The organism is Arthrobacter sp. NPDC058130 (assembly GCF_042884475.1).
In the GTDB taxonomy this organism is placed as follows: Bacteria; Actinomycetota; Actinomycetes; order Actinomycetales; family Micrococcaceae; genus Arthrobacter.
This window is the reverse complement of record NZ_JBHVTV010000012.1, coordinates 147382-173575: the sequence shown is the minus strand read 5'-3', so window position 1 is coordinate 173575 and position 26194 is coordinate 147382. Positions and strand designations below refer to the sequence as shown.

Sequence of the window (26194 nt, the reverse complement as noted above, 5' to 3'; positions counted from 1 at the left end):
TCGAAGTCCTCAGGGACACGATCCAGCCCTTCCCGACATTCTCGGAAATCTACGTCCCCGCGCTCAAAGCCCTCCGCGGAGAGATCGCGGCCGCGGGCAGGCCGCTCGGCGCGGGACCCTCCGCGGCGGACTGAGAGGAGGCGATCCGATGAGCACCCCAGCTGACGTCCAAGCCCCACATGGCGCCCACGTCCTCCGTGAGGATCTGCGTCATCTTCTTCGTCGTCGTGTTGTACGACCAGACGCCCGGTTCCTTGACGAAGAACACCTGATTTCCAAGCTGCCGGAACATGACGGCGGTCTTCGGGATGATCGTGTATTTGGAGTGATCGGCCAGATTGATCAGTACGGACTTCCCAGGACCCTTGACGCCGGCTCCCAGCTGTCCGTCCAAAACGCTCAGGGAGGTCACGGACACGCCAGTTGCCATCTCTGACGGCAGGATATTTGTGGACGCTTTCGTGGTCCGATCGAAGGCAAACAGCCGTGCAGGGCTCGATCCGTTTCCGCCACCGAGCGTGCTGCCCGTACCGAAGTACACGGTGCTGGTGGTGGCGACGATTGACTGTGCGATGGTGGCTCGGGCAGGTTGCGGGAGCCGATATAGACCGTGTCACCGACCAACAGCGAGCTCATCAACGAAAACTGGACGACCGCAGGTCCGAGATCGAGGATCTGCGGTCCGCCTGCGCTCTGTTGTTTGGGAGCGGCCCCTGCAACGCCTTGTGACATCGATGCAGGGCGGAGGCGGCACGGTACCGTCGTGCGGACCAGCGGTGGGATTGGGGTGGGAACTGGACTCGGCTGTGACGGATCAGCTGCTTTTGACGTCTTGAATCAGAACAATATCTCCGACGAAGTTTTCAGTGAACAGACTGCACAAAACTGAGCACAGTAAAACGGCGCTCTCTCAGGCTCATGGGGCCACCGCGGACGATGATCCTGGGTTCGATGGTGACCGCCATTCCCGGCTCCAAGACGGTGTCGAGGGTTTCGTAGCCTTCCAGCCAGGCTTCGAGTCCGCGGTAGTGGATGATACGCCGGGCTGGTGTCCGTGATAGAAGGCGCGGTGGGCTGGAGACCCGTGGCCGACCTATGAGGATTTGATCCCAAGTCACTGCAAGTCATGCAGTTCCAAGCGCCCCGGCCATGAAGGACTACACAGCAACACCGCTGTCCAAGCCAAGAGAAGGAGCCGCTGACGACGTCGCGCACGCTGGTCATCGGCTTTGTCCCGCTACGACCCTCCTGACCGCGCAGCGAACGAGACAAGCGGGACCTGGACTCTGCGAGTCTAGCGTTGCACGTCTAGGCGCGGCATAGCATGTCTCCTGAGCCGAACGAACAGGCCCGGGCCGGCTGCTATGGCCGGGGATTCGCCAAATGGGCGCCGCGGATGCACTACCCGCGTCGGCACGCACCGCTACCCGGTCAGCCGGTATTCCTTGGCCGTGAGGTGCCAGAGCATGCCGGTAGTGCTGACGATCAGCGTGTAGGTCCCTGGCCGCAGGGTGACGCCGACCGCCCCGGCACGGCCCTTGACGAGGGAAAGAACAGTGACCGCCGGTCCCTTCGCGGGTTGGAGGTAGGCGACAGCCGGCCCTGTGAAAGTGTACTCAATGTGGAGGTTGCCGGTGACGGTTACCACCCGCCCCGGGGGTTTGGTGGCGGAGGCCTCCGCGACGGTGACCAACTCTTTCACCGGAGGCGGAGTGGCCGGGTTCAGCAGTGCGTTCAAGGCGGTGACGGTGGCGGTGATTGTCCCGGTGACGGGGGCCGCGGTGACGTAGGCCACCGCACCCACCAGGGCGGCAGCCACGACGATCGAGGCCAGGCGCAGGCCCCGGCGCTCGGAGTTGGTCCCCAGCAGTGGCATGGATGCACCGTCGGCCGCGAATTCATTGGTGATCCGGAACAGGTCAATGAGCCACCAGATACCCGCTCCGCCGATCGTCAACAGCTTCAGGGTGCCGGTGACAGGCTTGTGAAGGTAGAACCGGTCCGCGCCGGTGAAGCCCAGGAACAACGCCAGCAACCACGCGGCGCGCAGGGAACGACGCGGCGGGAGGTCGCGTTCGAAGAAGAGCCCGTACTGCTCGGTCGGGGGCACATTTCGATTCTCGAACAGCCGGAACGGGAAAGTCCACGGACTTCCGGCCCGGTGAGGATCCCACGCTTGCGTTCGCTGCCATGTTGTCCACGGACGCAACGAGGCCAGGAAAGCAGCACGCTGAGGCAGGAAGAAGCGCGCCCGGCCAAGGCGAAGTGTCGCCGGCACCGGGCTTGGCTGAGCTGTCACTCGACTCGTGCAGTGGTCAATGGTTAGTGCAGCTGGGCGGCCAGGCGGGGTGTGGATCCTGGCTTCGTGTCTGCCGAGGAGTTCGGCGCGCCTTTGACGGCGCTCAGGTACTCGGCGAGCGTCCGTTTCCACATCGGGCACGGTCTCCAAAAGCGGCCCAGCAGTGGGCCGGTGAATTCCTGAGACCCGCAGGAGCGTCTTCCCCAACTATCTGGCCCAGATCTTCGGGCAAGGCTCGAATACAATGACACGCCTCGGGCGCCCGGTATATGCCAAGTTCAAACAAACCGGAACATCCGAGCCCGGCCAGGTGAAAGGTACCGGCTGTGTGCACCGGTCTCGGTTCCCACCTTTGCGGGCCAACTCAGTTCCACCGGCAAGACCTGGAAGGGCTACATGGAAGACATGGGCGCCCCTGCCAGCAAGCCATCGCTGCGAAACAGGGCGGCCCGGCCTGCCAACCAATGAAATGACCGTTGGATAGTGGGCGCGCCCCCTTCGTCATAGTTCGATGCTGGGGCACCGGAGCTCCCGGTATCAGCGGTCACGTCGAGTTGATGGTCAACGGGCCTGACCCACCTAGAGCAGAAGAAGGATTTATTGACGATGGCATCAGGTATTTCAGACACTACTGTTTCTGCGCCCGCGGCGACTCACCGTCTATCCGAGATCCGGATGCGCGACCCGTTCATTCTGGAGTCGATACCGGGTAAGTTCGTCCTTTTCGGGACCACTGATGAGAATCCATGGGGTGGGACGGCTACCGGGTTCGAGTGCTACACCAGCGACGACCTGGTCAATTGGAATGGTCCGTTTCCTCCGTTCAGACCACCTGCCGGATTCTGGTCGGATACCCAGTTCTGGGCCCCAAGGTGCACATCCACAACGGCAGGTTCTACATGTTCGCGACCTTCGCTAAGTCGGCGCACACCCGTCCACGTGGGGTCGCGGTACTCGTCCCGGATGATGCGACCGGCCCATTCGAACCGTGGAGCGACGGCCCCGTCACTCCGATCGGCCAGCCCTGCGTCGACGGAACCCTTCATGTCGATGCTGACGGTAACCCCTGGCTCATCTATGGCCGCGGAGCCGAAGGAACGCCCCGTGGAGAAGCGGGAATCTCTGACGGGGAGATGTACGCCCTTCGACTTTCTCCCGATCTGAAATCCCCGGTGGCCGAGCCTATTCTCCTCTTCAGAGCATCGTCGGCCAGCTGGAGCGTGCCGATGCGGTTCCCCGACGGCGGCGAACCCCCGGAGGAGCTGAATCTTGCGAAGGATCCGCGCTTCACCGACGGACCCTTCGTGGTTCAGGCACCAGGGACGCCGCTGAGGATGCTGTGGTCAAGCCACGGGAAAAACGGCTACACCCTCGGTGTCGCCACCTCAGCAAGCGGACTGATCACCGGACCCTGGGTGCAGCACGATGAAACCCTCTGGGGCCGGCAACGGCGGCCACGGGATGATCCTCCACACAACAAACGGGCAGGACTGCCTCGTCTTCCACACCCCCAATGACACACCAAACGAACGGGTCACCCTCATCGACGTCGGTATCACCCCGGACGGCATCACATACCTGGGGCCTGGGCACGGCGCGGGATTGCCTCCGGCGCCAGGTCCCGTGCGTCACTGAAGTGGGACAGCTGAGGGGCTGGGCGAGACCGTTTCCCGAGCGGCAAGGGGTTTTCGCAGTTGGCCGACTCGGGCGGCCGGCCCGCAGCCCTCGTCCTGAACGGCGGGAGTGGGCCGACGGATCAGTCCGGCAAGAGTGCGGGCTGCGATCACCAGAATAAAGGTGCTGGACAGGGCGAGAATTGCCCATGAGTAGATTTCCCGCCCCGGGACAGTGGAAGCGGTGAACCAGCGGATTGGCGTAATTGCTGGTCGTGGCCACCGGGAAAGTGAACACCCAGAACAGAGTCGAAAACGGCAGCGCGCGATAAATCCTGATCAGGAGCGCCTGCATGAGCAGCATCATGAGCAGCACTCCGGTGAGGCCCCATTCGAGGCTGCCGGCGCCCCCGCGGTGTGACACGTGCCAGGCGACACTTGCCGTCGCGGGCGCGGCCAGGTAGGCAGACAGCGCGCGAACGGCGGATGCCGGCAGCGGACCGCCGGTCCACAGCCTGACCGTCACGACCGTTCCTAAGACCGACCAGAAGAACGCACCGGCGCCGAAGGCGGCAAGGGCTGCTTCGGGAGCGTGAACCGTTGTGAATCCGATGCTTGCGACAAAAGGCCCGGCGACCACGGGGAGGAAGTACCCGGGATGGATGGACTGCATGGTTACTCCGCCGTGACCCAATGGGCGAGCAGCTGAGTGGCGACCACGGCCAGCGCCGCTCTGAGAGGGCGGAAACTACTGGATCCGACGCGCAGCGGGTACAGGACGTCCTCCAAACGGGGGTCGGCTTCGGCCGCGGGTTCTGGCTGCGCCGGTTCTTCCGGTTATGCTGCGTCGGCCATGAGCTGGCCGATGCGTGCCGAGTCCGTCTGGGCGGCCTTGAGCGCGCCGGCGTGCTTGAAGGGTTCCGCCAGTGCTTTATCTGCCTGTTCGACGCGCGACCCGGCACGGTTCACACCGCCATCGAGCGGGTGGTTAGGCTGGGTGGATGGCGACAGTTATTCTCGTGCGGCACGGCCGCACCACAGCCAATGCCACTGGACTGCTGGCCGGCCGGGCCGTCGGCGTCAGCCTGGACCAGATCGGGCGGGACCAGGCGGCTCTGACCGGAGACCGGCTCGCGGCCGTGCCCCTGGTCGGGGTGGTGTCGAGCCCTCTTGAGCGTTGTCAGCAGACCGCCCAGCTCATCCTCGATCGCCAGGCTGGCACGCCGTACGCACCGGTCGATCTCGATCTCACCGAGTGCGATTACGGCCAGTGGCAGGGCCGCACGCTCAGTGATCTCGCGACCGAGGAATTGTGGCCGGTTGTGCAGTCACAACCGTCCGCCGTCGTCTTTCCCGGCGGTGAATCCATGGCCGCGATGCAGGCTCGGTCGGTGGCCGCGATTCGACGCCACGATGCAGCCTTCGAAGCCGAGTACGGGCCGGGGGCCGTGTGGGTGGCGGTGAGTCACGGTGACATCATCAAGTCAATCCTCGCCGACGCGCTCGGCATGCATCTTGACCTGTTCCAGCGCATTAACGTGGGCCCCGCTTCCGTATCGATCGTGCGCTATGGCACTAGCCGGCCGAGCGTCTACGCGACCAACACCGACGCGGGTGATCTGTCGTGGCTGTCGAACGGCATCCACGCTGGCGATGCGCCGGTGGGCGGCGGTGCAGGGCAAAAGGCGCCATGAACCTCATGTGCCTAGAATACTGACATGCCTACACGTGTTCATGAGTTTGCCTGGCCTGATCGGGTCGTCGTTGGCACCATCGGCCTTCCGGGGGCGCGCACGTTCTACCTGCAGGTGCGTGCAGGGACGCAGATCGTGAGCATTGCCCTGGAGAAGCAGCAGTCGGCTCTGCTCGCGGAGAGGATCGACGAAATTCTCGACCAGCTCATCACCGTCGAGGGAAACCCCTTCAGCGTTCCCACGAGTACTCCCATTGAACTTGTCGACAATGACCAGCTCGAGGCCGTTCAGGAGCAGTTTCGCACCGGAGCCATGAGCTTAGGGTGGGACCCAACCACGGCCCAGGTCGTAATAGAGGCCTACCCGATCACCGATGTCGATGCTGATGACAACGACGGATCGCTTGATGAGGACGGCGCTAACGAACCCGAAATGCTGCTGGTGCGAATGCCGGTCGGCACTGCCCGCGCATTCGCCAAGCGCACCCGTGAGATCGTGGGCGCCGGGCGTCCGACGTGCCCGCTCTGCGGTTACCCCATAGACGCCGACGGGCACATCTGCACCCTTCCCGAGGTCTGATGCCAGCGCCGGACCTACTGACCGCCGAACTGACGCTCACCGGCCGCATCACGACGGCTTCAAACGCCACATTTCTGGGCAGCATCGGCGACGTGATGGTCGTCTATAAGCCGATAGCAGGCGAAAGTCCGCTGTGGGATTTTCCCCACGGCACCCTGGCTCACCGGGAGGTGGCCGCCTACCTGGTCTCGGAGGTCTTCGGCTGGGACATCGTGCCGCACACCTGGCTGCGCGATGGTCCGATGGGCGAGGGAATGGTGCCGCTCTGGCAGGAGCAAGACCCCGCCCAAAGCGCCGTGAAGCTGGTCGCGACGGACCACGTGCCCGAGACGGGCTGGAAACACGTTCTCGAGGGACGAGATGAGAACGGACGGATGGTCACCCTCGTTCACGAAGACTCGCCGGCGCTCAGACGCATGGCGGTGTTCGACATGGTCGTCAACAACGCCGACCGCAAAGGCGACCACATTCTTGCCATGACGGACGGACACCGGCACGGCGTGGACCATGGGCTCACCTTTCACCGTGACCACAAGCTGCGCACCGTGCTGTGGGGATGGCTGGGAGACGCTCTGACCGCTGAGGAACGCGACGGCATAGATCGTGTCAGCCAAGGACTGCACGGCGGGCTGGGCCGAAACCTGGCGGACTTGCTCAGCGCCGAAGAAATCGCCTCGCTCGCCGCGCGCTGCGCCCGGTTGCGCTTGGCAGGGCGGTTACCGGCTCCGAGCGGTGAGATGCCGGCGGTGCCCTGGCCGCTGTTCTAAGGGAATTACGGCTACCGACCTCGCAGGCTGTGTCACGTTGACGGCATGGATCTTAAGGTAGCGACGGAGCTCATCTTCCCTGAGCGCGAGCTCGGCTGGCGATTTTCCCAGGAGCCAGGCCCCGGCCGGCAACCCTCTGTCCGAAGGTTGGGCGATGGGAGATACATCAACTGTCACCGGGAATTTCGCTACGCAACCGCCGATAACAGCGCATACGTGTAGCCGATGACATCGCCCATATCGGGTCAGGACATCCATCCCGCTGAGCTCTGGCTAGCCTTGGGCGGCGTCGAAGGCCTGCTTTATGGCCTGACTGATGCGGCCACGAGGGCTTGGGTTGTATCCGTTCTCAGCGGCCCATTTACGGATCTTCCGAGCCGCCGCAGGTTCTCTTAATCCCGCACAATTCGGTGTCGTGAGACTGCCTGTTGTTGGACGGCTTTTCGAGACAGCGGCGGTCCTAGCCGCACAGGGAACTCCTCAAGCCCAGGGCGAGCCCGCTCGGCTGTATCAGCGGAAGGCCCGAACCTTGGCCGGGCCGTGTCTTCTGGGCCTGGCAGGGTGCCTGCTGCTTGCCGGTTGCGGCAGCGGCGGCCAGGAGACACTATCCAAGGTGGTCAAGGACGCCGATTCCGCTGTCGCCACGGCCCGGCTGGCCTTGGACTTGGAATCATCCGGACAGCTGACCAGCGCGGCCGCGACTACCGCACTCGGCGACATGGTCAAGGACATCAACTCCTCCGCTGCGTTACCGGCATTCACGGCCCAGGAAGCGGTCGACAGCACCGACGGAAGCCCTGCCGCCGCGGAGGCTGAACGCCTGCTTGCCGCCTCGGCCCGGGACCTTGAGGAGCTCTCGACCCGGCTCGGTGCCGGGTGAAGAAGCTGCTGGGCCTTGCACTGGGCGTCCTGACAGCGATCGGCGGGTTCGTGGACATCGGCGACCTGGTGACCAACTCCGTCGTCGGATCGCGCTTCGGCCTGTCGCTGGCCTGGCTTGTCCTGGTCGGCGTGGTCGGCATCTGCCTGTTCGCCAAAATGTCCGGCCGGGTCGCGGCCGCATCCGGGCGGGCCACCTTCGAGGTCATCCGTGAACGGCTCGGCGCCCGCGCCGGACTGGCCAATCTTGGCGCGTCCTTCTTCATCAACCTCATGACGGTGACCGCCGAAATCGGCGGTATCGCCCTTGCCCTCCAGCTCGCCAGCAGCGTCCAGTACCTGTTATGGATTCCGGTGGCCGTCGTGGCGGTGTGGATAGTGATCTGGCGGGTAAAGTTCGCCATCATGGAGAACGTCGCTGGGCTGCTGGGCCTGTGTCTGGTGGTCTACGCCGTCGCGCTGTTCGGCGCCGCCATGACGCCCTACGGGGTCTTTTTCTTCTCCTCCGGCGCGGTGGAGGAGGGCTGGTCGGTCAAGGACCTGGCACAGGCGCGGTCCAATGTCCTGGTCGGGTTCCCCTTGGGCGGCCTGTTGTCCGTGTCGATCGCTGCCTGTGCCGCCGTTGTCCTGCTGCCGGCCGGCGTCGCGGTCACTTCCCTCTCACAGGTGGTGCTTCCGGTGGCCGAGGGTGGCGGGAAACTGGCCCTCGCCTTCGTCATTGTGGGAATCCTGGCTGCCACCTTCGGCGCGGCCCTGGAAACCACGCTGTCCAGCGGCTACACCCTGGCCCAGTTCTTTGGCTGGTCCTGGGGCAAATTCCGCCGACCCGTCCGCGCCGCCCGCTTCCACCTGTCGATGATGCTCTGCCTCGTCATCGGCGTAGGGGTTCTCGCCACGGGTGTTGATCCGGTGCTGGTCACCGAGTACTCCGTGGTCTTTTCCGCCATTGCGCTCCCGCTGACCTACCTGCCCATCCTGATTGTCGCCAACGACCTCCAGTACATGGGCCAGCACGTCAACATCCGCCCCGTTAATCTCCTGGCGATGATCTACCTGCTGATCATTCTGGTCGCCTCCGTCGCGGCCATCCCCCTCATGACCATCACGGGAGCCGGCTCATGAACCCCGACGGAGCCCTCTCCCCGCACCCGCCGGTTGCCGGCCGGATACTCGACGCCCAGCTGCACCTGCTGGACCGGCAGGTCCTCGACACCGACGGCGTCCCCGTCACCACCGCGGACGACGTCGAAATCGAGGGTCTGGAACCGGGCGTCCCGATCCCCCCCGGGCACCGCCCCGCCGTCGCTCACCGCCCTGCTGACCGGCCCGGCGCTCGGGACCAGAATCTTCGGCGGCCGCCCGCCGTCGTCCCGCCTGATCCGGATCCCGTGGAAGGACGTCGCAGACGTCGGTATCGTCATCCGCCTCGGCGTCCGCGGCAGCAGCCTGGATGCCGACTGGGTGGAACGCTGGGTCCGGGACATCGTCCAGTGGGACGACATCGCCAGAATCGGCCCGGACTCCGTGGCCCTGAGGCGAGACTTCACCCCCCACGACCCCGCACTGCCGAAGCGCGCAGACGGCACCTGACCCTGCGCATCATCGGGCCGTGCCCACCGGAATAAGATTCGCTCCCGTTTTTTCCAAGGTCGCACAGGGACAATGATCGGGCCGGCGGCGGTCGCCCTCCAGGCTCGGCTGTCTAGCCCAGTCCGCCGCCGGTCTCAGCACCCGCAACGCTAGCCCGATTCTCACAGCCCACGGACCCGGCGTCTAGCTAGCGCCTGACGCGATGCATGGCAATCAGCCCGGCACTGGGTTCAATGAGTCATCGCCGGCGGCCACACCCACGACGAGATCAATGCCGCCTCCGTGCTGAAGTCATGCCTGTAACCGTTGATCCAGAGCACAGAACCATCAGCGCCCACGCCGTGCGTTGGTTTTCCGTCGATCAGCGGGCGGGGCGGGACCGCGTCACCGACTCCGGTAGGGCACCTGCCCAATTCTTTGAGGCGCGATCTAGACTGCACCCATGTCCGAAACTGAACGAACCACCACAGATGCGGCCTTTGAGGCTGCCTACGAGGCCGCACAGAAGAGCCTGCGCGCGGGCGGCATTCCGATCGGCGCCGCCTTGGCCCGCGGCGGGGAAGTAATTGCCAGCGGCCACAACGAGCGTGTGCAGCAAGGTGATCCAATCGCCCACGGCGAGATGTCAGCGCTGCGGGCTGCCGGACGCCAGAAGAGTTACCGGGACACAACCCTCTACACCACCCTGGCGCCGTGTGCGATGTGTAGTGGGACCATCATCCAGTTCAAGATTCCGCGCGTGGTGGTGGGTGAAGCCGAGACGTTCCCCGGCGAATTCGATCTTCTGCGCTCACGCGGCGTCGAAGTGGTGTTGTTGAATGACGCCCGCTGCGTTGAGATGATGCGCACCTTCCAGGACGAACACCCTGAGCTGTGGGCGGAGGACATCGCCGAGTGATGAACAGCACAAGGGGGCAACGGTGAAATGGGTCACGACCATGCCAAAGCCATCATGTGCCGCGAAATCATGAGCTTGCAGCCTGGCGGTCCAATGCCGCAGGCGATCTTCTCCCTCCTTTGCCCCTTGCTGGGCATCAATTCCAGCCGCGCCGTCACTCCCTCCTGCGGCAGACGGGAAGCGTGGCAGGCTCGGTCGTGCGTCATTCACTCATGCACCGCCCAGGCACTCCAGGACTACGAACAGAACCGGCGCCACAGCGCACGCAGCCTGGTGCAGTCCGGACAGGACTTCAGCCGCTCCTTCGCCCGACGCGCAGCCTAAACCATTTCAATCCCGAAGCCAGGCTGCATCACATCCGAAAGGCAGGCCTAACCAGCGCGATGACCGCCCTGTGCGCTGGTCAGTCGTCAGATGCGACCGTGTTCAGCGACTCCGGCTGGCGGAGAATATGTCCTGCTCCACGGCTCACTGACGCCGGTATTTTCTCTCCGGGCGTCCTGCGCGGCCGTACTCCAGACGGACGGCAGCCTGACCCGTTTCGACAAAATATTCGAGATAGCGTCTGACGCTTACACGAGAGAGTCCGGTAGTGTCCGCGCAGTCGGAGGCGGAAATTTCGCCACCACCCTCGAGCGATGCCGCGACTAGCGTGGCCGTTTCGGTGCTCAAACCCTTAGGCAGGCGGTGGATGACCTCGGCCAATGGTCGGGCTGAATATCCGAAGATCTTGTTGATGTCGTCCTGACCCGTCGCTTTGGCCTGGTTCAACGCATCGTGGCGTTCCTGGAATCGTCGAAGCTGCGCGAGGAGGTCCTCGTATTCGAAGGGTTTGATGATGTAGTGGGCTGCACCGCCCTCCAGGGCCTCGCGCACGCTGTGGGCTTCCGTGGCGGCGGTGATGATGATGACACCGACCGGCACCCGCGCGGCGCGCAGCTCGCGGAGCAGCTCAAGGCCGCTGATGTCGGGCAGATGCACGTCCAGGAGGACCAGGTCCGGGCGAAGCTCCTGGACAGCGTCTCTTGCGTCCTTCCCGGTGGACGCTGTTCCAACCACTTGGAAGCCAGGAGTCTGCTCAACGAACCGGGTGTGGATCCGGGCCACCATGAAGTCGTCCTCGACGACGAGAACGTCAATCATGGACCACGGTGGCGTACGGAAGCGTGGCTTCGAAGACGGCCCCGGCGTCGTTGCGGACCGCCACGTAGCCGTGCCGTTTGGAACATACGAGGCGGACCAGGGCCAGGCCCACGCCACGCCCGGACGCAGATGCGGGTTTGGTGCTGAAGCCGCGAGTGAAGATGCGCTGCTCTAGGTCTTCCGGAACTCCGGGTCCGGGGTCACTAACTCGGATGGTGATCATGGAATCATTGTCGCTGACGTCGACGAGGACCGTGACGTCGGTAAGGCCGGCGATGGCATCGACGGCGTTGTCGATGAAGTTCCCCAGAACGGTGATGGCGTCGGCTGCCAGAGAGGGCTCCAGCGGACTCAGATGTGATGCGCTGGAAAGTCGAAGTTCGATGCCGGATTCGGCGGCGAGGCTTGTTTTGGCCACGAGCAGCGCGGCGACGGAGGGGTCCTTGATGCGCTGGGCTATTTCGTCGTTTATCTCCGCGCGGCGGCGGGTCAGAGTCCCGATAAAGGTCCTTACTTCCGCAAATTCGCCCAGCTGGACCAGACCCGACACGGTGTGGAGCTGGTTTAGGAACTCGTGCGTCTGGGCGCGGAGCGTTTCAGTGATGCTCTGGTTCGCTGCGAGCCGGCTTTCCAATTCGGCCAGTTCGGTCCGGTCACGCAGGGTGGTGACAGTTCCCATCGGGCGGCCGCGGCTTCCGACCGTGCGTCGGTTGAGCACGAGGAGTCGCGATCCGCTAACTGCCATCGTTTCCTCACCGTTGGTGGTCTCGAGCAGCAGGCCTTGGACGTGCCCGTCCAGCGGCAACTCCTTGACGGGCGTCCCGGCGGCGTCGGGCGGGAGTCCCAGCAAGTCAGTCGCAGTCTGGTTCAGCAGGGTGATTTTGCCGTCCAGTCCGACGCCGATCACGCCTTCGCGGATGCTGTAGAGGAGGGCTTCACGGTTGTCTGCCAGTTCGGCGATCTCGTCCGGCTCCAGCCCTCTGGTGCGTCTGCGGATGAGACGTGACAAGAGCCAGGAGCCGGCAAGGCCCAGTGCGGCTCCCATTCCGAGGAAGAGCATCAGATCCGGCACGGCTGCGGCCAGTGCGCTGCCGTAGGGAGGGTACTCTTCGGCCACCAGGGCGACACCGTTGACAGTTCCGTCTGCTTGAAGGACCGGGACCCGGGCTCCAATGGTCTGCCGGCCGCCCAGCGTCAGGTCGCCGGTCCACGACCGACCAAGAGGGGACCGGTCCGCGGCCAGGTCCAAAGTGTCCCCCACTGTTTGCGGATCCGAGGACGCAATGACGGTCCCCTTCGCGTCAGTCACGGCGACCACCGACGCACCAGAGAGGGCACGGGACTTGTCCACATCCGGCGCGAGCATGATGGAGGCCTGAGGCGCAGTGATATCGTCACGGACCAGCGGCGTCGACGCCAGATTTTCTGCGATCGCCAACATCCTCTGCCCGCGGACTTCGACGAACTCCGCCCGTGACTGAGTCACCGAGACCATCGTGACCGCCAGCAGCACGATGGTGATCACGCCAAGCTGCAGGAGCAGAAACTGCCCCGACAAGGTGATGCGTCTACCCAGCAGTGAACGTGACCACAAAGACCACAACCTCCATTGATTCGCTAACCGTGACATCGGACATGGCATGAGTCACTCTTTGATAGTAGCCACGCCATCAAGGCCCGGCGGACACCACAAGGAGGTGAGGAGCAAGATGAGCCTGTCCAAGTACGCAAGAGCCGCAGCCGTCGCGCTGCTCCTGGCTTTGAGTGCCTGTGGATCGTCCGCCCCGGGCATCGAGACGGTATCCGCCACCCGCATGATGGTCCCGAACAGCCCCGGCGGCGGGTACGACATCACCGCCCGGATCGCGGCCCGCGTAATGGAAGATTCCGGAATCGCCGGACACATCGAAATTTTCAACGTCACGGGGGACGGCGGCACCGTTGCCATGGCCCGGCTGATGAATGAGACAGGAAACCCCAGCCTCATGATGATGATGGGGCTGGGCGTTGTCGGTTCCGGCTACGCAATCGGCTCCAAGATCAGCGTCTCGGATGCCACCTCCGTCGCCAGAATGCTTGAGGAATCCGAGGGCATCCTGGTCCGATCGGATTCGCCGTACCGGACGGTCGGGGATTTGGTCGCAGCGTGGAAAGCCTCACCGGCAACCATCACGGTGGGGGGCGGCTCGGCCGTCGGCGGTCCGGATCACCTCTTCCCGATGGAACTGGCACGCACCGCAGGCATCCGGATCAAAGATGTGAACTACCGCCCCTATGCCGGCGGAGGTGAGCTCTTGCCGGCACTGCTGGAGAAGAAGGTCACCTTCGGAACCTCGGGTCTGGCCGAGTACGCGGAGCAGATCGCTTCCGGGCAACTGCGAGTACTGGCCGTTTCCGGTCAAAAGCGCCAGGCACGGATCCAGGCACCCACCCTCCGCGAATCCGGGATCGACCTGGTCTTCACGAACTGGCGCGGAGTCCTCGCTCCTCCGGGCTTGTCCGAGGCGGACCAGAACAGACTCATCGAGGCGCTGACCCGGCTTCATGATTCCCCGGCCTGGAAACAGGCGCTGTCCGACAACGGCTGGGAGGACGCCTTCACCACCGGCGACTCCTTCCGTGCCTTCCTCAGGCAGCAGGAAAAACGGGTGGCAAACACCCTTCGGGAGCTCGGCCTCCCCTAACCGGCCCGCACGGCCTCACTTTTCAACAGGTTTTCGTTCAGAAGACCTCGTCACCGCAACCCAAGACAGGAATACCCCATGCCCGAAACCGCCTCAATACTGCCTGCGGAAAGCGACGTCGTCGTCGAATTCCGGGCCGTGGAAAAACACTTCGGCAACCTGCACGCTCTGCGCAACATCAACCTCAGCGTCAGGCGTGGAGAAGTCGTCGTCGTCCTCGGCCCCTCCGGCTCCGGCAAATCCACGCTGTGCCGGACCATCAACCGTCTGGAAACCATTGACAGCGGACAGATCCTCGTCGACGGTGCACCGCAGCCGGCCGAAGGGCGGGAACTCTTCAAATTCCGCACCGAAGTCGGCATGGTCTTCCAGTCATTCAATCTGTTCTCCAACCGGACCATCCTGGACAACATCACGCTTGCCCCAAGGAAGATCCTGGGCCAGAGCAAAGCCGCAGCCGAACAGCGCGCCCGCGAACTCCTTGACATGGTGGGTATCGGGGCGAAAGCCAATGCTTTCCCCGCGCAGCTCTCCGGCGGACAATCCCAACGAGCCGCCATTGCCAGGGCCCTCGCCATGGACCCCAAAGTAATCCTTTTCGACGAGCCCACCTCAGCCCTGGACCCGGAGTCCACCCAGGACGTCCTTGCCACCATGCGCCAGCTGGCCGAACGCGGCACCACCATGCTCGTCGTCACCCATGAAATGTCCTTTGCACGGTCCTGCGCAGACCGCATCATCTTCATGGCCGATGGCGCCATCGTCGAAACGGCAGACCCCGAAACCTTCTTCTCCGCACCCGAGAGCGACCGGGCCCGCAGCTTTCTCTCCTCCGTGCACTAACCCCCTCCCCTCCAACTCGGACACGGCACAGACGCCGACGCCCACACCAAAAGGACAATCATGAAAACCCTCCGCATCCTTGCCCCCGTCGCGATCGCCGCAACCCTTGCCCTCGGCGCCACCGCCTGCGGCAGTTCCCCATCGCCCGCCAGCAGCACCCCGGTGCAGAGCTTCGCCGCCGGAACGACCATGAGCAAGATCCAGCAGCGCGGCAAAGTCATCGTCGGCGTGAAATTCGATCAGCCCATGTTCGGCGTCAAAAACCCGGTCAGCGGGCAGATGGAAGGCCTGGACATCGAGCTGGCAAAGCGCATCGCCAAAGACCTGACCGGCAGCGAGGACAACATCGAATACGTCGAAGCCGTCACGGCCAACCGCGAGGCCTTCCTCCAGCAGAACAAAGTCGACCTGATACTGGCCTCCTACGCCGTCACCGACGAACGGAAAAAAGTGGTCTCCTTTGCCGGCCCCTACCTGGAAAGCGGCGTCTCCATGATGGTCCGCGACGACGAATCATCCATCTCCACCAAGGACGACCTCAACGGCAAACCCGTCTGCACCACCACCGGCGCACGGGCCGCCCAGCTCCTTCCCACGCTGGCCCCCCAGGCAAAACTCACCCTCTTCGGCACCTACAGCGAATGCGCGCAGGCGTTGAAGCAAAAGCGGGTCGACGCGGTCGTCACCAACGAGTCCCTCCTTCTCGGCCTGATCGAGCAGAACAAGGGCGACTTCAAGATCGTCGGAGACTACCTCGCAACAGAGGAATACGCGATCGGATCCGCCAAGGACGACACCGCGTGGCACGACTACCTCGACGGCTTCCTCAAGAAGATCGCCGACAACGGCGAGTGGAAGAAGGCCTACGACAGCACCCTCGGCGCCGTGCGCCCCGCAGACGTCACCGCACCGCACATCACCCTCTAGGCAGTCATCATGTCCTTCCTCTCCGGCTATGCCGCCGATTTCACCAGCGGAGTCCTGGTCACCCTCGGACTCACCGTGCTGGGCTGGACAGGGGCGTTGGCACTCGGAACCATGCTGACGGCAATGCGGGTCAGCCCGATCCGCACGCTCAACGTTGCCGCAGCCGCCTACGTCACCGTCTTTCGCAACATTCCGCTTCCGGTCCAGATGGTCCTGTTCGTCTTCGGGCTCCCGCTCTTGGGCATCCAGTACTCTCTTTTCGCCTCGGCGGCGATAGTCCTGGTCCTCTACACGGCGCCGTTCGTCAGTGAAACCCTCCGGTCCGGCCTCAACACCGTCGCCTCCGGCGAATTGGAAGCCCTCCGCGCCCTCGGGTTCGGCCCCCGCCCGGCCATGCAGCACCTGATACTGCCCCAGGCCTTCGGGACGGTCGTCCAGCCCCTGGGAAACGTGCTGATCACCATGATCAAAAACACCTCGGTCGCCGCCTTGGTCGGCGTGGCCGACCTGACCTTCGCCACCAACAAGGCCGCCGTCGACCAGGCCCAGCCGTTCCTGATCTTCAGCGGAGCGGCCGTCAGCTACCTGCTGATCGGGCTCATCGTCGGCCGGCTCGTGGCCATGATTGACCGAAAGGCGGCGTTCAGCCGATGACTACCAAGACACTCTTCGACACGCCAGGCCCCCGCGCCCGGCGCCGCCACACCATCATCGAAATCATCTGCGTTGCCGCTCTGGCCCTCGGCGCGTACACGGTGTACGAATTACTCGAGTCACACGGGGAATTCAGCGCCGCGGCCTGGAAACCATTCACGCAATGGGGGCTGTGGGCGCTCCTGGGAGAAGGACTTGCCAACAACCTGCGCGCAGCGGCCGTCGGCATGGCCCTGTCCCTGCTCTTTGGCTCGTTGCTCGCCTTCGGCCTGCTTTCGCGCCGCAAAACCATCCGCATCGCCTGCCGGGTGTTTACCGACGTCTTCGCCAGCGTGCCGCTCCTCCTGCTGCTCTACTTCACGTCCTTGGTCCTTCCGTCCTATGGGCTGAAATTCTCCGACTTCTGGTTCCTCGTCATCGCCCTGACGCTCTTCAGTAGCGCCGTCGTGGGAGATCTCCTCCGCTCAGGAATCAGGGCCATTCCCGCCGGGCAAACGGAAGCAGCTTACGCCCTGGGGTTCTCTGGGATCCGGACCATGCAACTGGTGCTCCTGCCCCAAGCGCTGCGGTCCATGAGCCCGGCCCTCGTGAGCCAGATGGTGATCCTCTTCAAGGGCACCGCACTTGCGTTCGTGCTCGGCGGATATCTTGAACTGCTGCGCAGCGCCACCGTGATCGGCACGTACTACAGCCGCTCACTGCTCCAAGCACAGATCGTCGCAGCACTGGGCTTCATGATCGTCAACATCGCACTCGGACTGCTGGCCGCCGCCATGGAACGCCGCGAACAGCGCCGCAACCTCGCGCCCCCGGCCGCACCTCTCGCCGCAGAGATAACAGCCGAACTCGCACCACGATAGCCAACCTGCAAGCCAGAGGCGCGGGGACCGTCTTTCGGCGGTCCCCGCACTCGTCTTGGCGCACCGTCTCCCGCAGCCCCGAACCGAACATCCGGCAGCCTCATCCCCAAGGACCACTTATGACTATCCGCCGCCATCACCCAGAAGCCATGCTCCCGGCCCCGATTCCAAACTGGACAAAATTAGCCCGCTCCGATCAAGTAACCATCTACCACCACGGCGAAGAAATCGCTTCGGGTCACGTCGACATGCTCTCACCGGACGGCAGTGTGCTTTGGCTCATCCAGGACGAAGGGCGCGGACGCGCCCTGTTCCTGCACTGCGACGGCGCGAAAATCTTCCGGCGTTCCACTGCAACTGTCCCGCCAGGACAGCCACGAAGGACCCCGCACTAAGCGAATGTCCTTCGTACGACGTGACAACCGCGCCTGAAAGCAAAAACCCCCTCTGACGAGGGGGAATGATGTGCCCAAGGTGGGACTCGAGCTGCATTCCCTCCCCCGCAAACACTGGACTCCCGCGGAAACATCCGGCATCCGGCCCAATCCGACCCACATACAACCCCATCCGTAGCCGGAAGCGTGGCAGACACACCCCAAATTGGGCCAGTTCCGAGCATTGCGGGCCCACTCCCCAAACTGGGTGCGGCTTTCGGCATTCCGTGCTAGGAGCCTCCCGGAACGGAAATCCGGTCAACCGCTGCATCAGGCGCCCTCTGCCGCGGCGGACGGAAGGTCCCTTATCGGCGTCAAATAATCAGGCGAAAGGGGTTGATCGCGCATGCACGTAATCCCGTCTGCCCAGCAGAGAATTTTCGGAGATACCGCCGGTGCGGCAGTGATTGCCCGCCCACGCCCTCCTAGCGCCGTCTGGTCCCTAGTCCTCACCAGAGCGGCCAATAAACGCGCCGCGGATGAGATAGATTCGGATAGTGCAAAGCCTCCCGGAGACCGCCTCCCTCTTGAAGAAGAACGACCCGGACCATGTCGAGGCGTTGGCCCGGGGTTTGTCCGTACTGAAGGCCTTCAGCACCCAGGACAGGCCATTGTCGGTCTCCGATGTTGCCGAGCTCGTCGGGATCACCAGGACCGCGGCGCGGCGTTTCATTCTCACCCTGGAATACCTGGGTTATCTGTCCTATGACTCCAGCGGCTATTCCCTGCGGCCGGCCGTGCTGGAGATCGGCGATGCATATCTGCTCAGCCACAATCTGCTGGCGGTGGCCCATCCGCACCTCGCGTCGCTGGTGCAGCAGGTTGGCGAGACCGCATCCTTAACGGTGCTGCATCAGGGCCGGGTGATCTACATCGACCGGGTCCACGCCGACCGCGTCCTCACCGTCAACATCATCATCGGCACCAGCCTGCCCGCCTACGCGACGGCGACCGGCCGCGTCCTGCTCTCCGGGCTCACCGACGAGACGCTGGATGAGTATCTGGAAGCCCTGGTGCCGGAAAGCCTGACCGGCAACACGGCGATCGACCGCGAGGAAATCCGGAAGAGGATCACCGCGGCACGGGGGCACGGCTGGTCCCTTGCCGATCAGGAGCTGGCCGAGGGGCTGCGGTCCATTGCCGTCCCGGTGCGGGATGCGGGGGGCGGCATAATCGCGGCGCTGAACGTCTCCGCACACGCGACGCGCGTAAGCGCCGAAAGCCTGCCCGACACTATTTTGCCCCGCCTGCTGACGGCGGCGGCAGCCATCGAAAAAGACCTAGCCGCCGACGGATAACTCCGCCGCCGACGATCGGGGGATCGGCCCTTTTCGCGGTTCGCCTTGCTGAGGATCGTGCCGCGGTGGTCCGGAATTCCGGCCAGCACCTTGGTTTCGCACGGTTCGCCGACGCCCTCCTCGCAGGAGAAGAGGATCGAGGGGTTCGCGTCGCGGACGACGTCGAGCAGAGTGCGGTCGGCGGGTACGGGCGGTCGTCACGCGACAGCTGACACCGTTCGCCGCCACAATGCCCAAGCCGCCCTTGTCCGCGTGACGGCATCCCATCCGAATAGTTAAAACGGGATGCCCCTGCTTCCACATGGGACCATCCCGACGCGCAGAGGACGCAGCAGCGAGACCCCTTTCTGTCCCAGGCGAACAGCTATGTCAACGGCCCGGTTAGTCGCCCTTCGTCCTGGTAGCAACGTCCGCCAGGTCATCTCCGGGGCCACGCCGGTCCTAATCCTCCGCTGTGTTAGTGGCGGTCATGTTATCCCCACACGCCAACCCATTCCGCGCAGCCGTCGCTGAAGAATTGCTCCTTCCAGATCGGTACGCGTTCCTTGATGGTGTCCACGAGCTCGGAGCAGGCAGCAAATGCTTGGCTGCGGTGTGGCGCCGCAGCTGAGGCTATCAAGGCTGCCTCCCCGATGGCCAGGGGACCTACACGGTGCGCTGCCCAGAGCCGCACGCCATCGTGCCCGGCCGCGATCTCAGCCGCAACCTGTCTTATGACCTCCGGGGCGCTGGGATGGCCGATGTATGTCAGCTCATCCACGTCCCGGCCGCCGTCGTGGTTGCGCACGACCCCGCTGAAGGAAACCACGGCGCCACAGTCCGTCGACTGCACCGCGGCCAGTGCCATCTCCATTTTCAGCGGCGCCTCGGAGATCGTGGCCTTCACTACAACGCTAATGTTCATTCCGTTCCTCTGGGTGTCCGCAGATATGGCAATAGCGGCAGCACGACTGATCCGCCCTCGATTCCGCCCTGTGGATACTCGTCAGGCGGTGATTTTGGCAAACGCCAACAGAAGGCACAGTGAGAACAAATTCGGACTCTCACTTCTTCGGCCGCCCGCAATTCCATTTGGTCTTCGGGTATGTGCCCGCTGTCTTCACCCGCCGGCGAAGGGCGGAAGAATGTCGATGACGTCGGCGCGACCCAATGGCGCGTCGAAGTCCCTCAGTGCCACTTCGTTGCGTAGGAAGCTGCTCCTCGCAAGAATTTTGGCCAAGGTCGGCGTGTGACCCGCCCCGGTCCCCGGGTGCAGCTCAATGAGATGGTAGATGACGTCGGTCAGGGCAGCACCGTCGGAAAACTCCAGCGTTTCCTGCTCGATGCCGGCTGCGGCTTTCGCCGCGGCGAAGTATCTGATCAGCATTCCCACTCCATTCTGTCCGGCACCACCATCGTTTCAATCCGGGATATCTAGCCACCGATCGCGCTCATAGTACGTTCGGGCTGTACATAGTCCGCTGAGTCCAATCCCGTGTTGTCCATGCCATGGGCTTTCGGTTTGCCCCACATGGCTTCCTGCCAACGGCGTGCTATTACGCCGTCGTCCGCTTCCGCCCGGAGCAGGCCCAGCAAGTCAGTCTCCTCGTGCGAGAAGAGGCAGCTGCGCACTTTGCCCTCGGCCGTAATGCGTGTTCGGCGGCAGTCCGAGCAGAACGGTTCGGTGACAGAAGCGATGATTCCTACGGTCCCCGCGACTTTGACGCCCGGCGCGCCACCCGCACCCCGCCGTCGTACTTCCCATCGTTCGGCGGGGGCGCCTTCGCGCTGTCGCCGATCTGGCGTGAGGACGAAATCGGGTTCCAGCAGTTGCCGGATCTCCGCGGCGGAGATCATGCCTTTCCGGGTCCAGCCATGATCGGCATCCAGCGGCATCTGCTCGATGAACCGCAGTTCGAAACCACGGGTCAGCGCCCAGTCAAGCAGCTGGGGGGCCTCGTTGTCGTTAACACCGCGCATCAGTACAGCGTTGATTTTGATCAGCCCGAGTCCCACTCGATCTGCTTCTTCAACACCGGCCATAACACGGTTCAGGACGGGCCGGCGGGTCAGCTGGGCAAAGGTGTCCGGATGCAGTGAATCCAGTGAGACGTTAATCCGGGTCAGGCCTGCGTCCTTGAGTGCCTGGGCCTTCTTTTCCAGGCCTAGGGCATTTGTTGTCAGGGATATGGGAAGGTCCGCATGGCTGGTCCGGATGGCACGGATGATGTTCACCAGATCCGCCCTCACCAAGGGTTCGCCCCCGGTCAACCGGAGTTCCCTGATGCCGAGCTGTTCAACGCCGATCCGGACCAGCCGGACTATCTCGTTGCCTGTCATGACGTGCTGTTTGGTCAGCCAGTCCAGGCCGTCGGCGGGCATGCAGTAGGTGCAGCGCAGATTGCACTTGTCCGTTAGGGAGAGTCGCATATCCGTCGCGCGCCTCCCATACTTGTCCGCGAGGCCGACGAGCGACGCCGGCACGAGAGGTGTGGCGCGGGAACTGGAGACACCCGAAGCAAGCGCGCCAGCTCCCGGCAGCGGCAGCCCCAGAGAAATTTTCATGCCTGGCTACCGTCGCCGACACAAATTTCCTCCCGCTGGCGGAGACCTTCGGCTAACAATTGCAGGTCCTCAGGTGTGTCGATGTCCATCCCTGATCCAAGGTCGCTGCAATCGACGTACGTCACTACTTCCGGATGCGTCTGAATGAATTTTCGAGCTCCGATATCGCCTGTTGCCATGGCTGCTGCTCTCCGCGCAAGGACGGGGTCGAACAGGACCGGATGGCCCGGCTGCTGGGAGAAAAGAGGGACTGTGATTCGACCCGGACGGTGTACAGACCGGAGTCGCGTGATTGTTTCAGTCGAGACATCTGGCTGATCGACGACCGAGACCAGGATGTCGCCCTCGAGGTCTTGGAGCGCCGCGATGCCTCGTCGAAATGAAGAGGCCATGCCACTGGCCCAATCGGAATTCAAGACAGCGCTGGCATTGCTTAAGTGCGCTGATTCCAGAACCTCATCTGCGCCGCAACCAAGGACCGCGATGATCGGCGAGCAGCCAGATTCGTGGAAGATCCTGGCAAGTCGCTCGATGAAATATTGGTTCCGATAGCGCAGCAGGGCTTTTGGTACGGCTCCAAGACGGCGGCCTTTGCCGGCGACGAATATCAATCCGGACAGGTGGCCGCCATGTCCCACTAGCGCCCCCGGCACGCCGCGACCGCCGTGGTGGCGGAGTCACAGCAACGAGATCCGGGGGTGTTGCAGGCTTTCATCAAACACGATCCTTTGAATTGGCCGATGTGGATTCGGGCGCCCTGACGGGATGCGGCCCCTATTCCGGCGCCCGGCTGGTCCATAGTTTGAGGCGAATGTTGCGGGACTCCGTGAAGTGCTCGACGGCGCGCTCAGCCGCCAGATCGCCGGCGCGGGCCTCGATGGCGTCAATGATCGCGGCGTGTTGATCGTTCGCCCGCTCCCAGCGGCCGGGAAATGACAACGTCGTCGCAGGGTACCGTCCCAGGTGAAGACTCAGCCGGTCGAGCAGGTCAACCAGCGAGCGGTTGTGACTGGCGCGCCACACCGAGCGGTGGAAGCGGTCGTTCGCCGCGGCCATGGCCCGCGGGTCGCTGGTATCCATCGTGTTCATGTGGTCCGCCAGTTCGTGCATCTGAAGCAGGTCGTGGAAAGTGCGTCGTTCGGATGCCACCCGCGCGGCAGTTGCCTCAAGCACGATGCGGGTCTCGTACAGGTCTAGCACGTCCTCGGGGCTGTCGTCCCGTACCATCAGGCCGCGGTCGGTGCGAACAACGATCCCGTCCTGCTCCAGGCGCGTGAGGGCTTCACGGATGGGGGTCCGGCTCACTTCACACCATTCGGCGAGTACCGTCTCTACTAGCGGTTCGCCGGGCTTGAAGTCTCCAGAGACGATGGCCTGCTTGATTCGTTCGTACGCACTGCGGCGGCGGTCGATCTGCGGTGTATTGCCGGGGCCTGTTTCGGCCGCCCGTGTCCTGGTTGCCATGGATGAGGACATCTCCCCTGCTGAGTTCTCTTTGGATTATGGAAAGCCATGGGACGTTCATGTTCATAACCAGCATGACGCGATTGCCCCCTCGGACCTACTGTGTACAGTAGTATCCATTTCCCCGTATTGCAAGGAGCGAAGCTCATGGATTCGGCAATTCCCAACGACTGTGCGCTTGCCGTGCTAGGTATCAAACTGGTGGGGTCAAGCCCCGGTTGGGCCGAGGCGGAGATGATCGTCAGGCCCGAAAACCTCAATCAGCAAGGAAGCGTTCAAGGCGGCGTTTATGCAGTGCTCGCAGATGCCACGGCTGGGTGGGCAACCGAGGCGGCATTGGGCTCGCAACACTACGTGACCGTGGATTTCTCCTGCAATCTCACCGGCGCGGCAGCCACAGGAGACGCGCTCCGGGCCCGAGCATCACTCGTACATCAAGGCCGGCGTACCGTGGTGGTGAACGTTGAGGTGGACCGCGTCCGGACCGACGTCGAGCCGCGCCGCGTAGCCTGGTTTACCTGCACGCAACTTGTCTTGGAACTCCCGCGCCAGCCCCCACCTGCGGCTAAATAACTCGCTCCGGAAAAAAGTTTTTCAAAAACTATGCATTTTTCCGCATCCATGCGTATACAGTGACCGCATGAGAATTTCGGAAAGCATGTTGGGCCGGCTAAAAATGGCCACCCGGACAGCCAGTTGGCCGGGTATTGTCATGGCGCTGGCCATCTGGGAAATCGCTCCGCGGATCGAACTGGTGCCGTCCAGCTTCCTGCCGCCAGCCTCGAACGTCCTCGCGGATTTCGTCTCGACGCTGTTTACCGCGCCGTTCTGGAACGACGTTCAATCAACAATGCTGGCATGGGCCGTTGGCCTACTGATCGCCGTGGTTGCCGCGGTCGCCGCGGGCATCCTGATCGGCAGCAACGTCTATGCCTACAGCGCGAGTCGTTTCCTGATCGAGTTCTTGCGCCCGATCCCCGCCGTCGCACTGATCCCGCTGGCCGTGCTGATCTTCGGCATCACGACCGACATGAAAGTGTTCCTGGTCGTATTCGCGACGTTCTGGCCGATCCTGTTCCAGACCGTCTACGGGGTCCGTGAGACAGATTCGGTCGCCCGGGACACCGCGCGCTCCTTTGGTTTCACTCGCGCCGAGGTCTTCTGGCACGTCACCCTGCCCAGCGCCGCACCGTCCATAGCGACGGGTGTGCGACTGGCGTCGGCGCTGGCCATCGTGATCGCGGTAACGGCCGAACTCATCGCAGGAGGACCGGGCCTGGGCACGGCCATCCTGGCGGCGCAGAGCGCAGGATCAAGTGTTCGCATGTACGCATTGATCTTCGCTGCAGGACTCCTCAGCTACATCACAGGATCCATCATCGTCGCAGTCGAACGCCGGCTTTTACGCTGGCACCCCAGCCACCGGGAGGCAGCCGCATGAGAGGGCGCAAACCAGGCCTGCTTGGCCTCGAAATAGCAACCACTGTGGCGGTGCTTGGAGCGTGGTACGTGCTCTCAGCTGGCTCCACCTCCCTGTACTTCCCTCCCCTTGCCGCCATCCTGGAGAGCTTCCGCGAGGTGTGGGTTGGGCAAGGCTTCGTCGAACATGTCATTCCGAGCCTCGGCCGGATGCTGGCGGGCTACTTGCTCGCCGCCGTAACCGGCATCAGCGTAGGGCTCGCCATCGGCGTGTCGTCCTGGGCCCGTCGGCTCCTTGGCCCAGGCATCGACTTCCTGCGCGCCCTGCCCGCCGTCGTGCTGGTGCCGTTCGGCCTCATCGTCTTCGGAGTCGGGGCGCCGATGCAGATTTTCGTCATCGCACTCGGCTGCTCCTTCCCCATCATCCTGAACACGGCAGCAGGGGCGGCTTCCGTGGAGCCGATCCTGCATGACGTCTCCCGCAGTTTCCAGTTTTCGCGGGCTGAGCGACTCTTCAGAGTTGTGCTTCCGGCCGCCGCACCGAGCATCTTTTCAGGCCTGCGCGCCAGCCTCGCCCTGGCGCTCATCCTCATGGTCGTGGCCGAAATGGTGGGCAGCACCGACGGCATCGGCTACTCGATCCTCCAGTCACAGCGGATGTTTGTCATCACCGACATGTGGGCCGGGCTACTGATGCTCGGCGTCGTCGGCTACGTCGTCAATTTGATCTTCCTCGGTGTCGAGCACTTTACGCTCCGGTGGCACCACGGTCTGAAAGCGAGCACACGAGACGCATGACAGCTATTCACGAAACCACCAGGCAGGAACAAACCACGATGATTATCGACGTCAAGAACCTGCAGAAGACTTACGGCTCCGGCAGCACCGCGCACGTCGCGGTCAGCGACGTCAGCTTCACAGCGGCGCAGGGCGAATTCGTATCCATCGTAGGACCGTCCGGATGCGGGAAGACGACCCTGCTGCGATGCCTCTCCGGCCTCATGCCGCCGACCGGCGGCGCAGTGAACCTGCACGGGAAAGCCATCACCGGCCCGCCGCGGCAGATGGGCCTGGTGTTCCAGGAGTACAACCGCTCGCTGTTTCCCTGGATATCGGTGCGGCGCAATGTCGAGCTACCGCTGCGCAAACTTCACCGCAGCGCCGAGCGGGCCGCCGCCGTCCGGGAAGCACTCGCCGCCGTCGGGCTGCAGGGCCACGAAGACAAGTACCCCTGGCAGCTCTCCGGGGGCATGCAGCAGCGCGTTGCGATTGCCCGCGCAATCGCCTACCGCCCTGAAATCCTGCTCATGGACGAGCCGTTCGCTTCGGTGGACGCGCAGACCCGGATTGAGCTGGAGGACCTCCTGCTCGAGCTCACGGCCAAGTACGGGATCACCATCATCTTCGTCACCCACGACATCGACGAGGCGGTGTACCTGGCCGACCGGATCGTTATCCTCAGCGCGCCGCCGTGCGTGGTCCGCGAGCACCTCGATGTCCCGCTGCCCCGGCCGCGGAGCCAGACCGAAACCAAGGCGCTTCCGGCCTACAGCCAGCTGCGTAACCACGTCTACAACCAGATCGTCGGGACGAACTAGTGAAAGC

At 63.6% G+C, this 26194-nt stretch carries 29 protein-coding genes and 3 pseudogenes; 19 read left to right on the top strand and 13 right to left on the bottom strand.

Going from position 1 to position 26194, the window contains the following annotated elements; all coding sequences use genetic code 11:
- Window positions 1-49: 49 nt before the first annotated feature.
- Both ACFVTM_RS18570 and ACFVTM_RS18565 read right to left on the bottom strand, forming a co-directional pair.
- Window positions 50-430: a hypothetical protein gene (locus ACFVTM_RS18570; RefSeq protein ID WP_390205336.1), complete on the bottom strand. Its 381-nt coding sequence runs from the start codon at window positions 428-430 to the stop codon at window positions 50-52.
- 993 nt (window positions 431-1423) lie between these two features.
- A complete protein-coding gene (locus tag ACFVTM_RS18565) occupies window positions 1424-2110 on the bottom strand; it encodes a TM2 domain-containing protein (protein WP_390205334.1) in 687 nt (228 codons plus the stop codon).
- A gap of 935 nt (window positions 2111-3045) precedes the next feature.
- On the opposite strand from ACFVTM_RS18565, the gene ACFVTM_RS18560 reads away from it, so the two are divergent.
- Both ACFVTM_RS18560 and ACFVTM_RS18555 read left to right on the top strand, forming a co-directional pair.
- Window positions 3046-3816, top strand: a complete 771-nt coding sequence (locus ACFVTM_RS18560; protein WP_390205333.1) for a family 43 glycosylhydrolase — start codon at window positions 3046-3048, stop codon at window positions 3814-3816.
- Window positions 3725-3934 (top strand): hypothetical protein, encoded by a 210-nt coding sequence (locus ACFVTM_RS18555; protein ID WP_390205342.1) that lies wholly within the window; start codon window positions 3725-3727, stop codon window positions 3932-3934. The genes ACFVTM_RS18560 and ACFVTM_RS18555 overlap by 92 nt, the downstream gene beginning before the upstream one ends.
- A gap of 273 nt (window positions 3935-4207) precedes the next feature.
- Here the strand turns inward: ACFVTM_RS18555 and ACFVTM_RS18550 are convergent.
- Both ACFVTM_RS18550 and ACFVTM_RS18545 read right to left on the bottom strand, forming a co-directional pair.
- Window positions 4208-4585 (bottom strand): annotated as a pseudogene (locus ACFVTM_RS18550) (TDT family transporter); the annotation flags it as partial.
- A 164-nt stretch (window positions 4586-4749) separates the two neighbouring features.
- The gene (locus tag ACFVTM_RS18545) at window positions 4750-4881 is read right to left on the bottom strand and encodes a hypothetical protein (RefSeq protein WP_390205331.1); all 132 of its coding nucleotides are present in this window, start codon (window positions 4879-4881) and stop codon (window positions 4750-4752) included.
- Window positions 4882-4913: 32 nt separating this feature from the next.
- On the opposite strand from ACFVTM_RS18545, the gene ACFVTM_RS18540 reads away from it, so the two are divergent.
- From ACFVTM_RS18540 to ACFVTM_RS18530, 3 genes are read left to right on the top strand one after another with little or no spacing between them, the layout of a single operon-like run.
- Window positions 4914-5606: a histidine phosphatase family protein gene (locus tag ACFVTM_RS18540; RefSeq protein WP_390205330.1), complete on the top strand. Its 693-nt coding sequence runs from the start codon at window positions 4914-4916 to the stop codon at window positions 5604-5606.
- A gap of 24 nt (window positions 5607-5630) precedes the next feature.
- On the top strand, window positions 5631-6185 hold the full coding sequence (locus tag ACFVTM_RS18535; RefSeq protein ID WP_390205328.1) for a DUF3090 domain-containing protein: 555 nt from the start codon (window positions 5631-5633) through the stop codon (window positions 6183-6185).
- Complete coding sequence (locus tag ACFVTM_RS18530; RefSeq protein WP_390205327.1) at window positions 6185-6952, top strand: SCO1664 family protein; 768 nt, start codon at window positions 6185-6187, stop codon at window positions 6950-6952. The genes ACFVTM_RS18535 and ACFVTM_RS18530 overlap by 1 nt, the downstream gene beginning before the upstream one ends.
- Before the next feature lie 273 nt (window positions 6953-7225).
- On the opposite strand, the pseudogene ACFVTM_RS18525 reads toward ACFVTM_RS18530, so the two are convergent.
- Window positions 7226-7348: pseudogene (locus tag ACFVTM_RS18525) on the bottom strand (histone-like nucleoid-structuring protein Lsr2); the annotation flags it as partial.
- 133 nt (window positions 7349-7481) lie between these two features.
- Between ACFVTM_RS18525 and ACFVTM_RS18520 the strand changes: the two are divergent.
- From ACFVTM_RS18520 to ACFVTM_RS18505, 4 genes are all read left to right on the top strand, one after another.
- Complete coding sequence (locus ACFVTM_RS18520) at window positions 7482-7832, top strand: hypothetical protein (RefSeq protein WP_390205325.1); 351 nt, start codon at window positions 7482-7484, stop codon at window positions 7830-7832.
- Complete coding sequence (locus tag ACFVTM_RS18515) at window positions 7829-8953, top strand: NRAMP family divalent metal transporter (protein ID WP_390205323.1); 1125 nt, start codon at window positions 7829-7831, stop codon at window positions 8951-8953. The genes ACFVTM_RS18520 and ACFVTM_RS18515 overlap by 4 nt, the downstream gene beginning before the upstream one ends.
- A gap of 33 nt (window positions 8954-8986) precedes the next feature.
- The gene (locus tag ACFVTM_RS18510; RefSeq protein ID WP_390205322.1) at window positions 8987-9421 is read left to right on the top strand and encodes a hypothetical protein; all 435 of its coding nucleotides are present in this window, start codon (window positions 8987-8989) and stop codon (window positions 9419-9421) included.
- A 442-nt stretch (window positions 9422-9863) separates the two neighbouring features.
- Window positions 9864-10319: a nucleoside deaminase gene (locus tag ACFVTM_RS18505; RefSeq protein WP_390205321.1), complete on the top strand. Its 456-nt coding sequence runs from the start codon at window positions 9864-9866 to the stop codon at window positions 10317-10319.
- Between the two features lie 468 nt (window positions 10320-10787).
- Here the strand turns inward: ACFVTM_RS18505 and ACFVTM_RS18500 are convergent, their stop codons facing one another.
- Window positions 10788-11462: a response regulator gene (locus ACFVTM_RS18500; protein ID WP_390205319.1), complete on the bottom strand. Its 675-nt coding sequence runs from the start codon at window positions 11460-11462 to the stop codon at window positions 10788-10790.
- On the bottom strand, window positions 11455-13020 hold the full coding sequence (locus tag ACFVTM_RS18495; RefSeq protein ID WP_390205318.1) for an ATP-binding protein: 1566 nt from the start codon (window positions 13018-13020) through the stop codon (window positions 11455-11457). Before ACFVTM_RS18495 ends, ACFVTM_RS18500 begins: the two co-directional genes overlap by 8 nt.
- 151 nt (window positions 13021-13171) lie before the next feature.
- Between ACFVTM_RS18495 and ACFVTM_RS18490 the strand changes: the two genes are divergently transcribed.
- The 6 genes from ACFVTM_RS18490 (at window position 13172) to ACFVTM_RS18465 (ending at window position 19162) form a co-directional block, all read left to right on the top strand.
- Entirely contained in the window at window positions 13172-14146 is a 975-nt protein-coding gene (locus tag ACFVTM_RS18490) for a Bug family tripartite tricarboxylate transporter substrate binding protein (RefSeq protein ID WP_390205317.1), read from the top strand.
- A 78-nt stretch (window positions 14147-14224) separates the two neighbouring features.
- A complete protein-coding gene (locus tag ACFVTM_RS18485; protein WP_390205315.1) occupies window positions 14225-14989 on the top strand; it encodes an amino acid ABC transporter ATP-binding protein in 765 nt (254 codons plus the stop codon).
- Window positions 14990-15049: 60 nt separating this feature from the next.
- Entirely contained in the window at window positions 15050-15916 is an 867-nt protein-coding gene (locus ACFVTM_RS18480; RefSeq protein WP_390205313.1) for a glutamate ABC transporter substrate-binding protein, read from the top strand.
- Between the two features lie 9 nt (window positions 15917-15925).
- Window positions 15926-16570, top strand: coding sequence for an amino acid ABC transporter permease (locus tag ACFVTM_RS18475; RefSeq protein ID WP_390205311.1), 645 nt, complete (start codon window positions 15926-15928; stop codon window positions 16568-16570).
- Entirely contained in the window at window positions 16567-17430 is an 864-nt protein-coding gene (locus tag ACFVTM_RS18470; RefSeq protein ID WP_390205310.1) for an amino acid ABC transporter permease, read from the top strand. The genes ACFVTM_RS18475 and ACFVTM_RS18470 overlap by 4 nt, the downstream gene beginning before the upstream one ends.
- 961 nt (window positions 17431-18391) lie before the next feature.
- Entirely contained in the window at window positions 18392-19162 is a 771-nt protein-coding gene (locus tag ACFVTM_RS18465) for an IclR family transcriptional regulator C-terminal domain-containing protein (protein WP_390205309.1), read from the top strand.
- A gap of 38 nt (window positions 19163-19200) precedes the next feature.
- Here the strand turns inward: ACFVTM_RS18465 and ACFVTM_RS18460 are convergent.
- The 6 genes and pseudogenes from ACFVTM_RS18460 to ACFVTM_RS18435 all read right to left on the bottom strand — a co-directional run.
- Window positions 19201-19338: pseudogene (locus tag ACFVTM_RS18460) on the bottom strand (oxidoreductase); the annotation flags it as partial.
- Window positions 19339-19634: 296 nt separating this feature from the next.
- Entirely contained in the window at window positions 19635-20066 is a 432-nt protein-coding gene (locus ACFVTM_RS18455; protein WP_390205308.1) for a molybdenum cofactor biosynthesis protein MoaE, read from the bottom strand.
- Window positions 20067-20261: 195 nt separating this feature from the next.
- Window positions 20262-20528 carry a MoaD/ThiS family protein gene (locus tag ACFVTM_RS18450; protein WP_390205306.1) on the bottom strand — a complete coding sequence of 89 codons (267 nt, stop codon included), beginning with the start codon at window positions 20526-20528 and terminating at the stop codon, window positions 20262-20264.
- A 47-nt stretch (window positions 20529-20575) separates the two neighbouring features.
- Entirely contained in the window at window positions 20576-21706 is a 1131-nt protein-coding gene (gene moaA / locus ACFVTM_RS18445; protein WP_390205305.1) for a GTP 3',8-cyclase MoaA, read from the bottom strand.
- Window positions 21703-22344 (bottom strand): NTP transferase domain-containing protein, encoded by a 642-nt coding sequence (locus tag ACFVTM_RS18440; protein ID WP_390205304.1) that lies wholly within the window; start codon window positions 22342-22344, stop codon window positions 21703-21705. Before ACFVTM_RS18440 ends, moaA begins: the two co-directional genes overlap by 4 nt.
- Before the next feature lie 136 nt (window positions 22345-22480).
- The gene (locus ACFVTM_RS18435) at window positions 22481-23170 is read right to left on the bottom strand and encodes a GntR family transcriptional regulator (protein ID WP_390205302.1); all 690 of its coding nucleotides are present in this window, start codon (window positions 23168-23170) and stop codon (window positions 22481-22483) included.
- A 147-nt stretch (window positions 23171-23317) separates the two neighbouring features.
- On the opposite strand from ACFVTM_RS18435, the gene ACFVTM_RS18430 reads away from it, so the two are divergent.
- From ACFVTM_RS18430 to ACFVTM_RS18415, 4 genes are all read left to right on the top strand, one after another.
- Window positions 23318-23743, top strand: coding sequence for a PaaI family thioesterase (locus ACFVTM_RS18430; RefSeq protein ID WP_390205300.1), 426 nt, complete (start codon window positions 23318-23320; stop codon window positions 23741-23743).
- Window positions 23744-23882: 139 nt separating this feature from the next.
- A complete protein-coding gene (locus ACFVTM_RS18425; RefSeq protein WP_390205299.1) occupies window positions 23883-24611 on the top strand; it encodes an ABC transporter permease in 729 nt (242 codons plus the stop codon).
- Window positions 24608-25387: an ABC transporter permease gene (locus tag ACFVTM_RS18420; RefSeq protein WP_390205297.1), complete on the top strand. Its 780-nt coding sequence runs from the start codon at window positions 24608-24610 to the stop codon at window positions 25385-25387. The genes ACFVTM_RS18425 and ACFVTM_RS18420 overlap by 4 nt, the downstream gene beginning before the upstream one ends.
- Window positions 25384-26187 (top strand): ABC transporter ATP-binding protein, encoded by an 804-nt coding sequence (locus ACFVTM_RS18415; RefSeq protein WP_390205295.1) that lies wholly within the window; start codon window positions 25384-25386, stop codon window positions 26185-26187. Before ACFVTM_RS18420 ends, ACFVTM_RS18415 begins: the two co-directional genes overlap by 4 nt.
- Window positions 26188-26194 lie beyond the last annotated feature (7 nt).

What these genes read in the sequence shown, in the direction of transcription:
- ACFVTM_RS18570 (WP_390205336.1), bottom strand. Translation starts at nt 430, where the DNA reads ATGGCAACTGGCGTGTCCGTGACCTCCCTGAGCGTTTTGGACGGACAG.
- ACFVTM_RS18560 (WP_390205333.1), top strand. Translation starts at nt 3,046, where the DNA reads ATGGGGTGGGACGGCTACCGGGTTCGAGTGCTACACCAGCGACGACCT.
- ACFVTM_RS18555 (WP_390205342.1), top strand. Translation starts at nt 3,725, where the DNA reads ATGAAACCCTCTGGGGCCGGCAACGGCGGCCACGGGATGATCCTCCAC.
- ACFVTM_RS18540 (WP_390205330.1), top strand. Translation starts at nt 4,914, where the DNA reads ATGGCGACAGTTATTCTCGTGCGGCACGGCCGCACCACAGCCAATGCC.
- ACFVTM_RS18535 (WP_390205328.1), top strand. Translation starts at nt 5,631, where the DNA reads ATGCCTACACGTGTTCATGAGTTTGCCTGGCCTGATCGGGTCGTCGTT.
- ACFVTM_RS18530 (WP_390205327.1), top strand. Translation starts at nt 6,185, where the DNA reads ATGCCAGCGCCGGACCTACTGACCGCCGAACTGACGCTCACCGGCCGC.
- ACFVTM_RS18505 (WP_390205321.1), top strand. Translation starts at nt 9,864, where the DNA reads ATGTCCGAAACTGAACGAACCACCACAGATGCGGCCTTTGAGGCTGCC.
- ACFVTM_RS18500 (WP_390205319.1), bottom strand. Translation starts at nt 11,462, where the DNA reads ATGATTGACGTTCTCGTCGTCGAGGACGACTTCATGGTGGCCCGGATC.
- ACFVTM_RS18490 (WP_390205317.1), top strand. Translation starts at nt 13,172, where the DNA reads ATGAGCCTGTCCAAGTACGCAAGAGCCGCAGCCGTCGCGCTGCTCCTG.
- ACFVTM_RS18485 (WP_390205315.1), top strand. Translation starts at nt 14,225, where the DNA reads ATGCCCGAAACCGCCTCAATACTGCCTGCGGAAAGCGACGTCGTCGTC.
- ACFVTM_RS18480 (WP_390205313.1), top strand. Translation starts at nt 15,050, where the DNA reads ATGAAAACCCTCCGCATCCTTGCCCCCGTCGCGATCGCCGCAACCCTT.
- ACFVTM_RS18475 (WP_390205311.1), top strand. Translation starts at nt 15,926, where the DNA reads ATGTCCTTCCTCTCCGGCTATGCCGCCGATTTCACCAGCGGAGTCCTG.
- ACFVTM_RS18470 (WP_390205310.1), top strand. Translation starts at nt 16,567, where the DNA reads ATGACTACCAAGACACTCTTCGACACGCCAGGCCCCCGCGCCCGGCGC.
- ACFVTM_RS18455 (WP_390205308.1), bottom strand. Translation starts at nt 20,066, where the DNA reads ATGAACATTAGCGTTGTAGTGAAGGCCACGATCTCCGAGGCGCCGCTG.
- ACFVTM_RS18450 (WP_390205306.1), bottom strand. Translation starts at nt 20,528, where the DNA reads ATGCTGATCAGATACTTCGCCGCGGCGAAAGCCGCAGCCGGCATCGAG.
- moaA (WP_390205305.1), bottom strand. Translation starts at nt 21,706, where the DNA reads ATGAAAATTTCTCTGGGGCTGCCGCTGCCGGGAGCTGGCGCGCTTGCT.
- ACFVTM_RS18435 (WP_390205302.1), bottom strand. Translation starts at nt 23,170, where the DNA reads ATGGCAACCAGGACACGGGCGGCCGAAACAGGCCCCGGCAATACACCG.
- ACFVTM_RS18430 (WP_390205300.1), top strand. Translation starts at nt 23,318, where the DNA reads ATGGATTCGGCAATTCCCAACGACTGTGCGCTTGCCGTGCTAGGTATC.
- ACFVTM_RS18425 (WP_390205299.1), top strand. Translation starts at nt 23,883, where the DNA reads ATGGCGCTGGCCATCTGGGAAATCGCTCCGCGGATCGAACTGGTGCCG.
- ACFVTM_RS18420 (WP_390205297.1), top strand. Translation starts at nt 24,608, where the DNA reads ATGAGAGGGCGCAAACCAGGCCTGCTTGGCCTCGAAATAGCAACCACT.
- ACFVTM_RS18415 (WP_390205295.1), top strand. Translation starts at nt 25,384, where the DNA reads ATGACAGCTATTCACGAAACCACCAGGCAGGAACAAACCACGATGATT.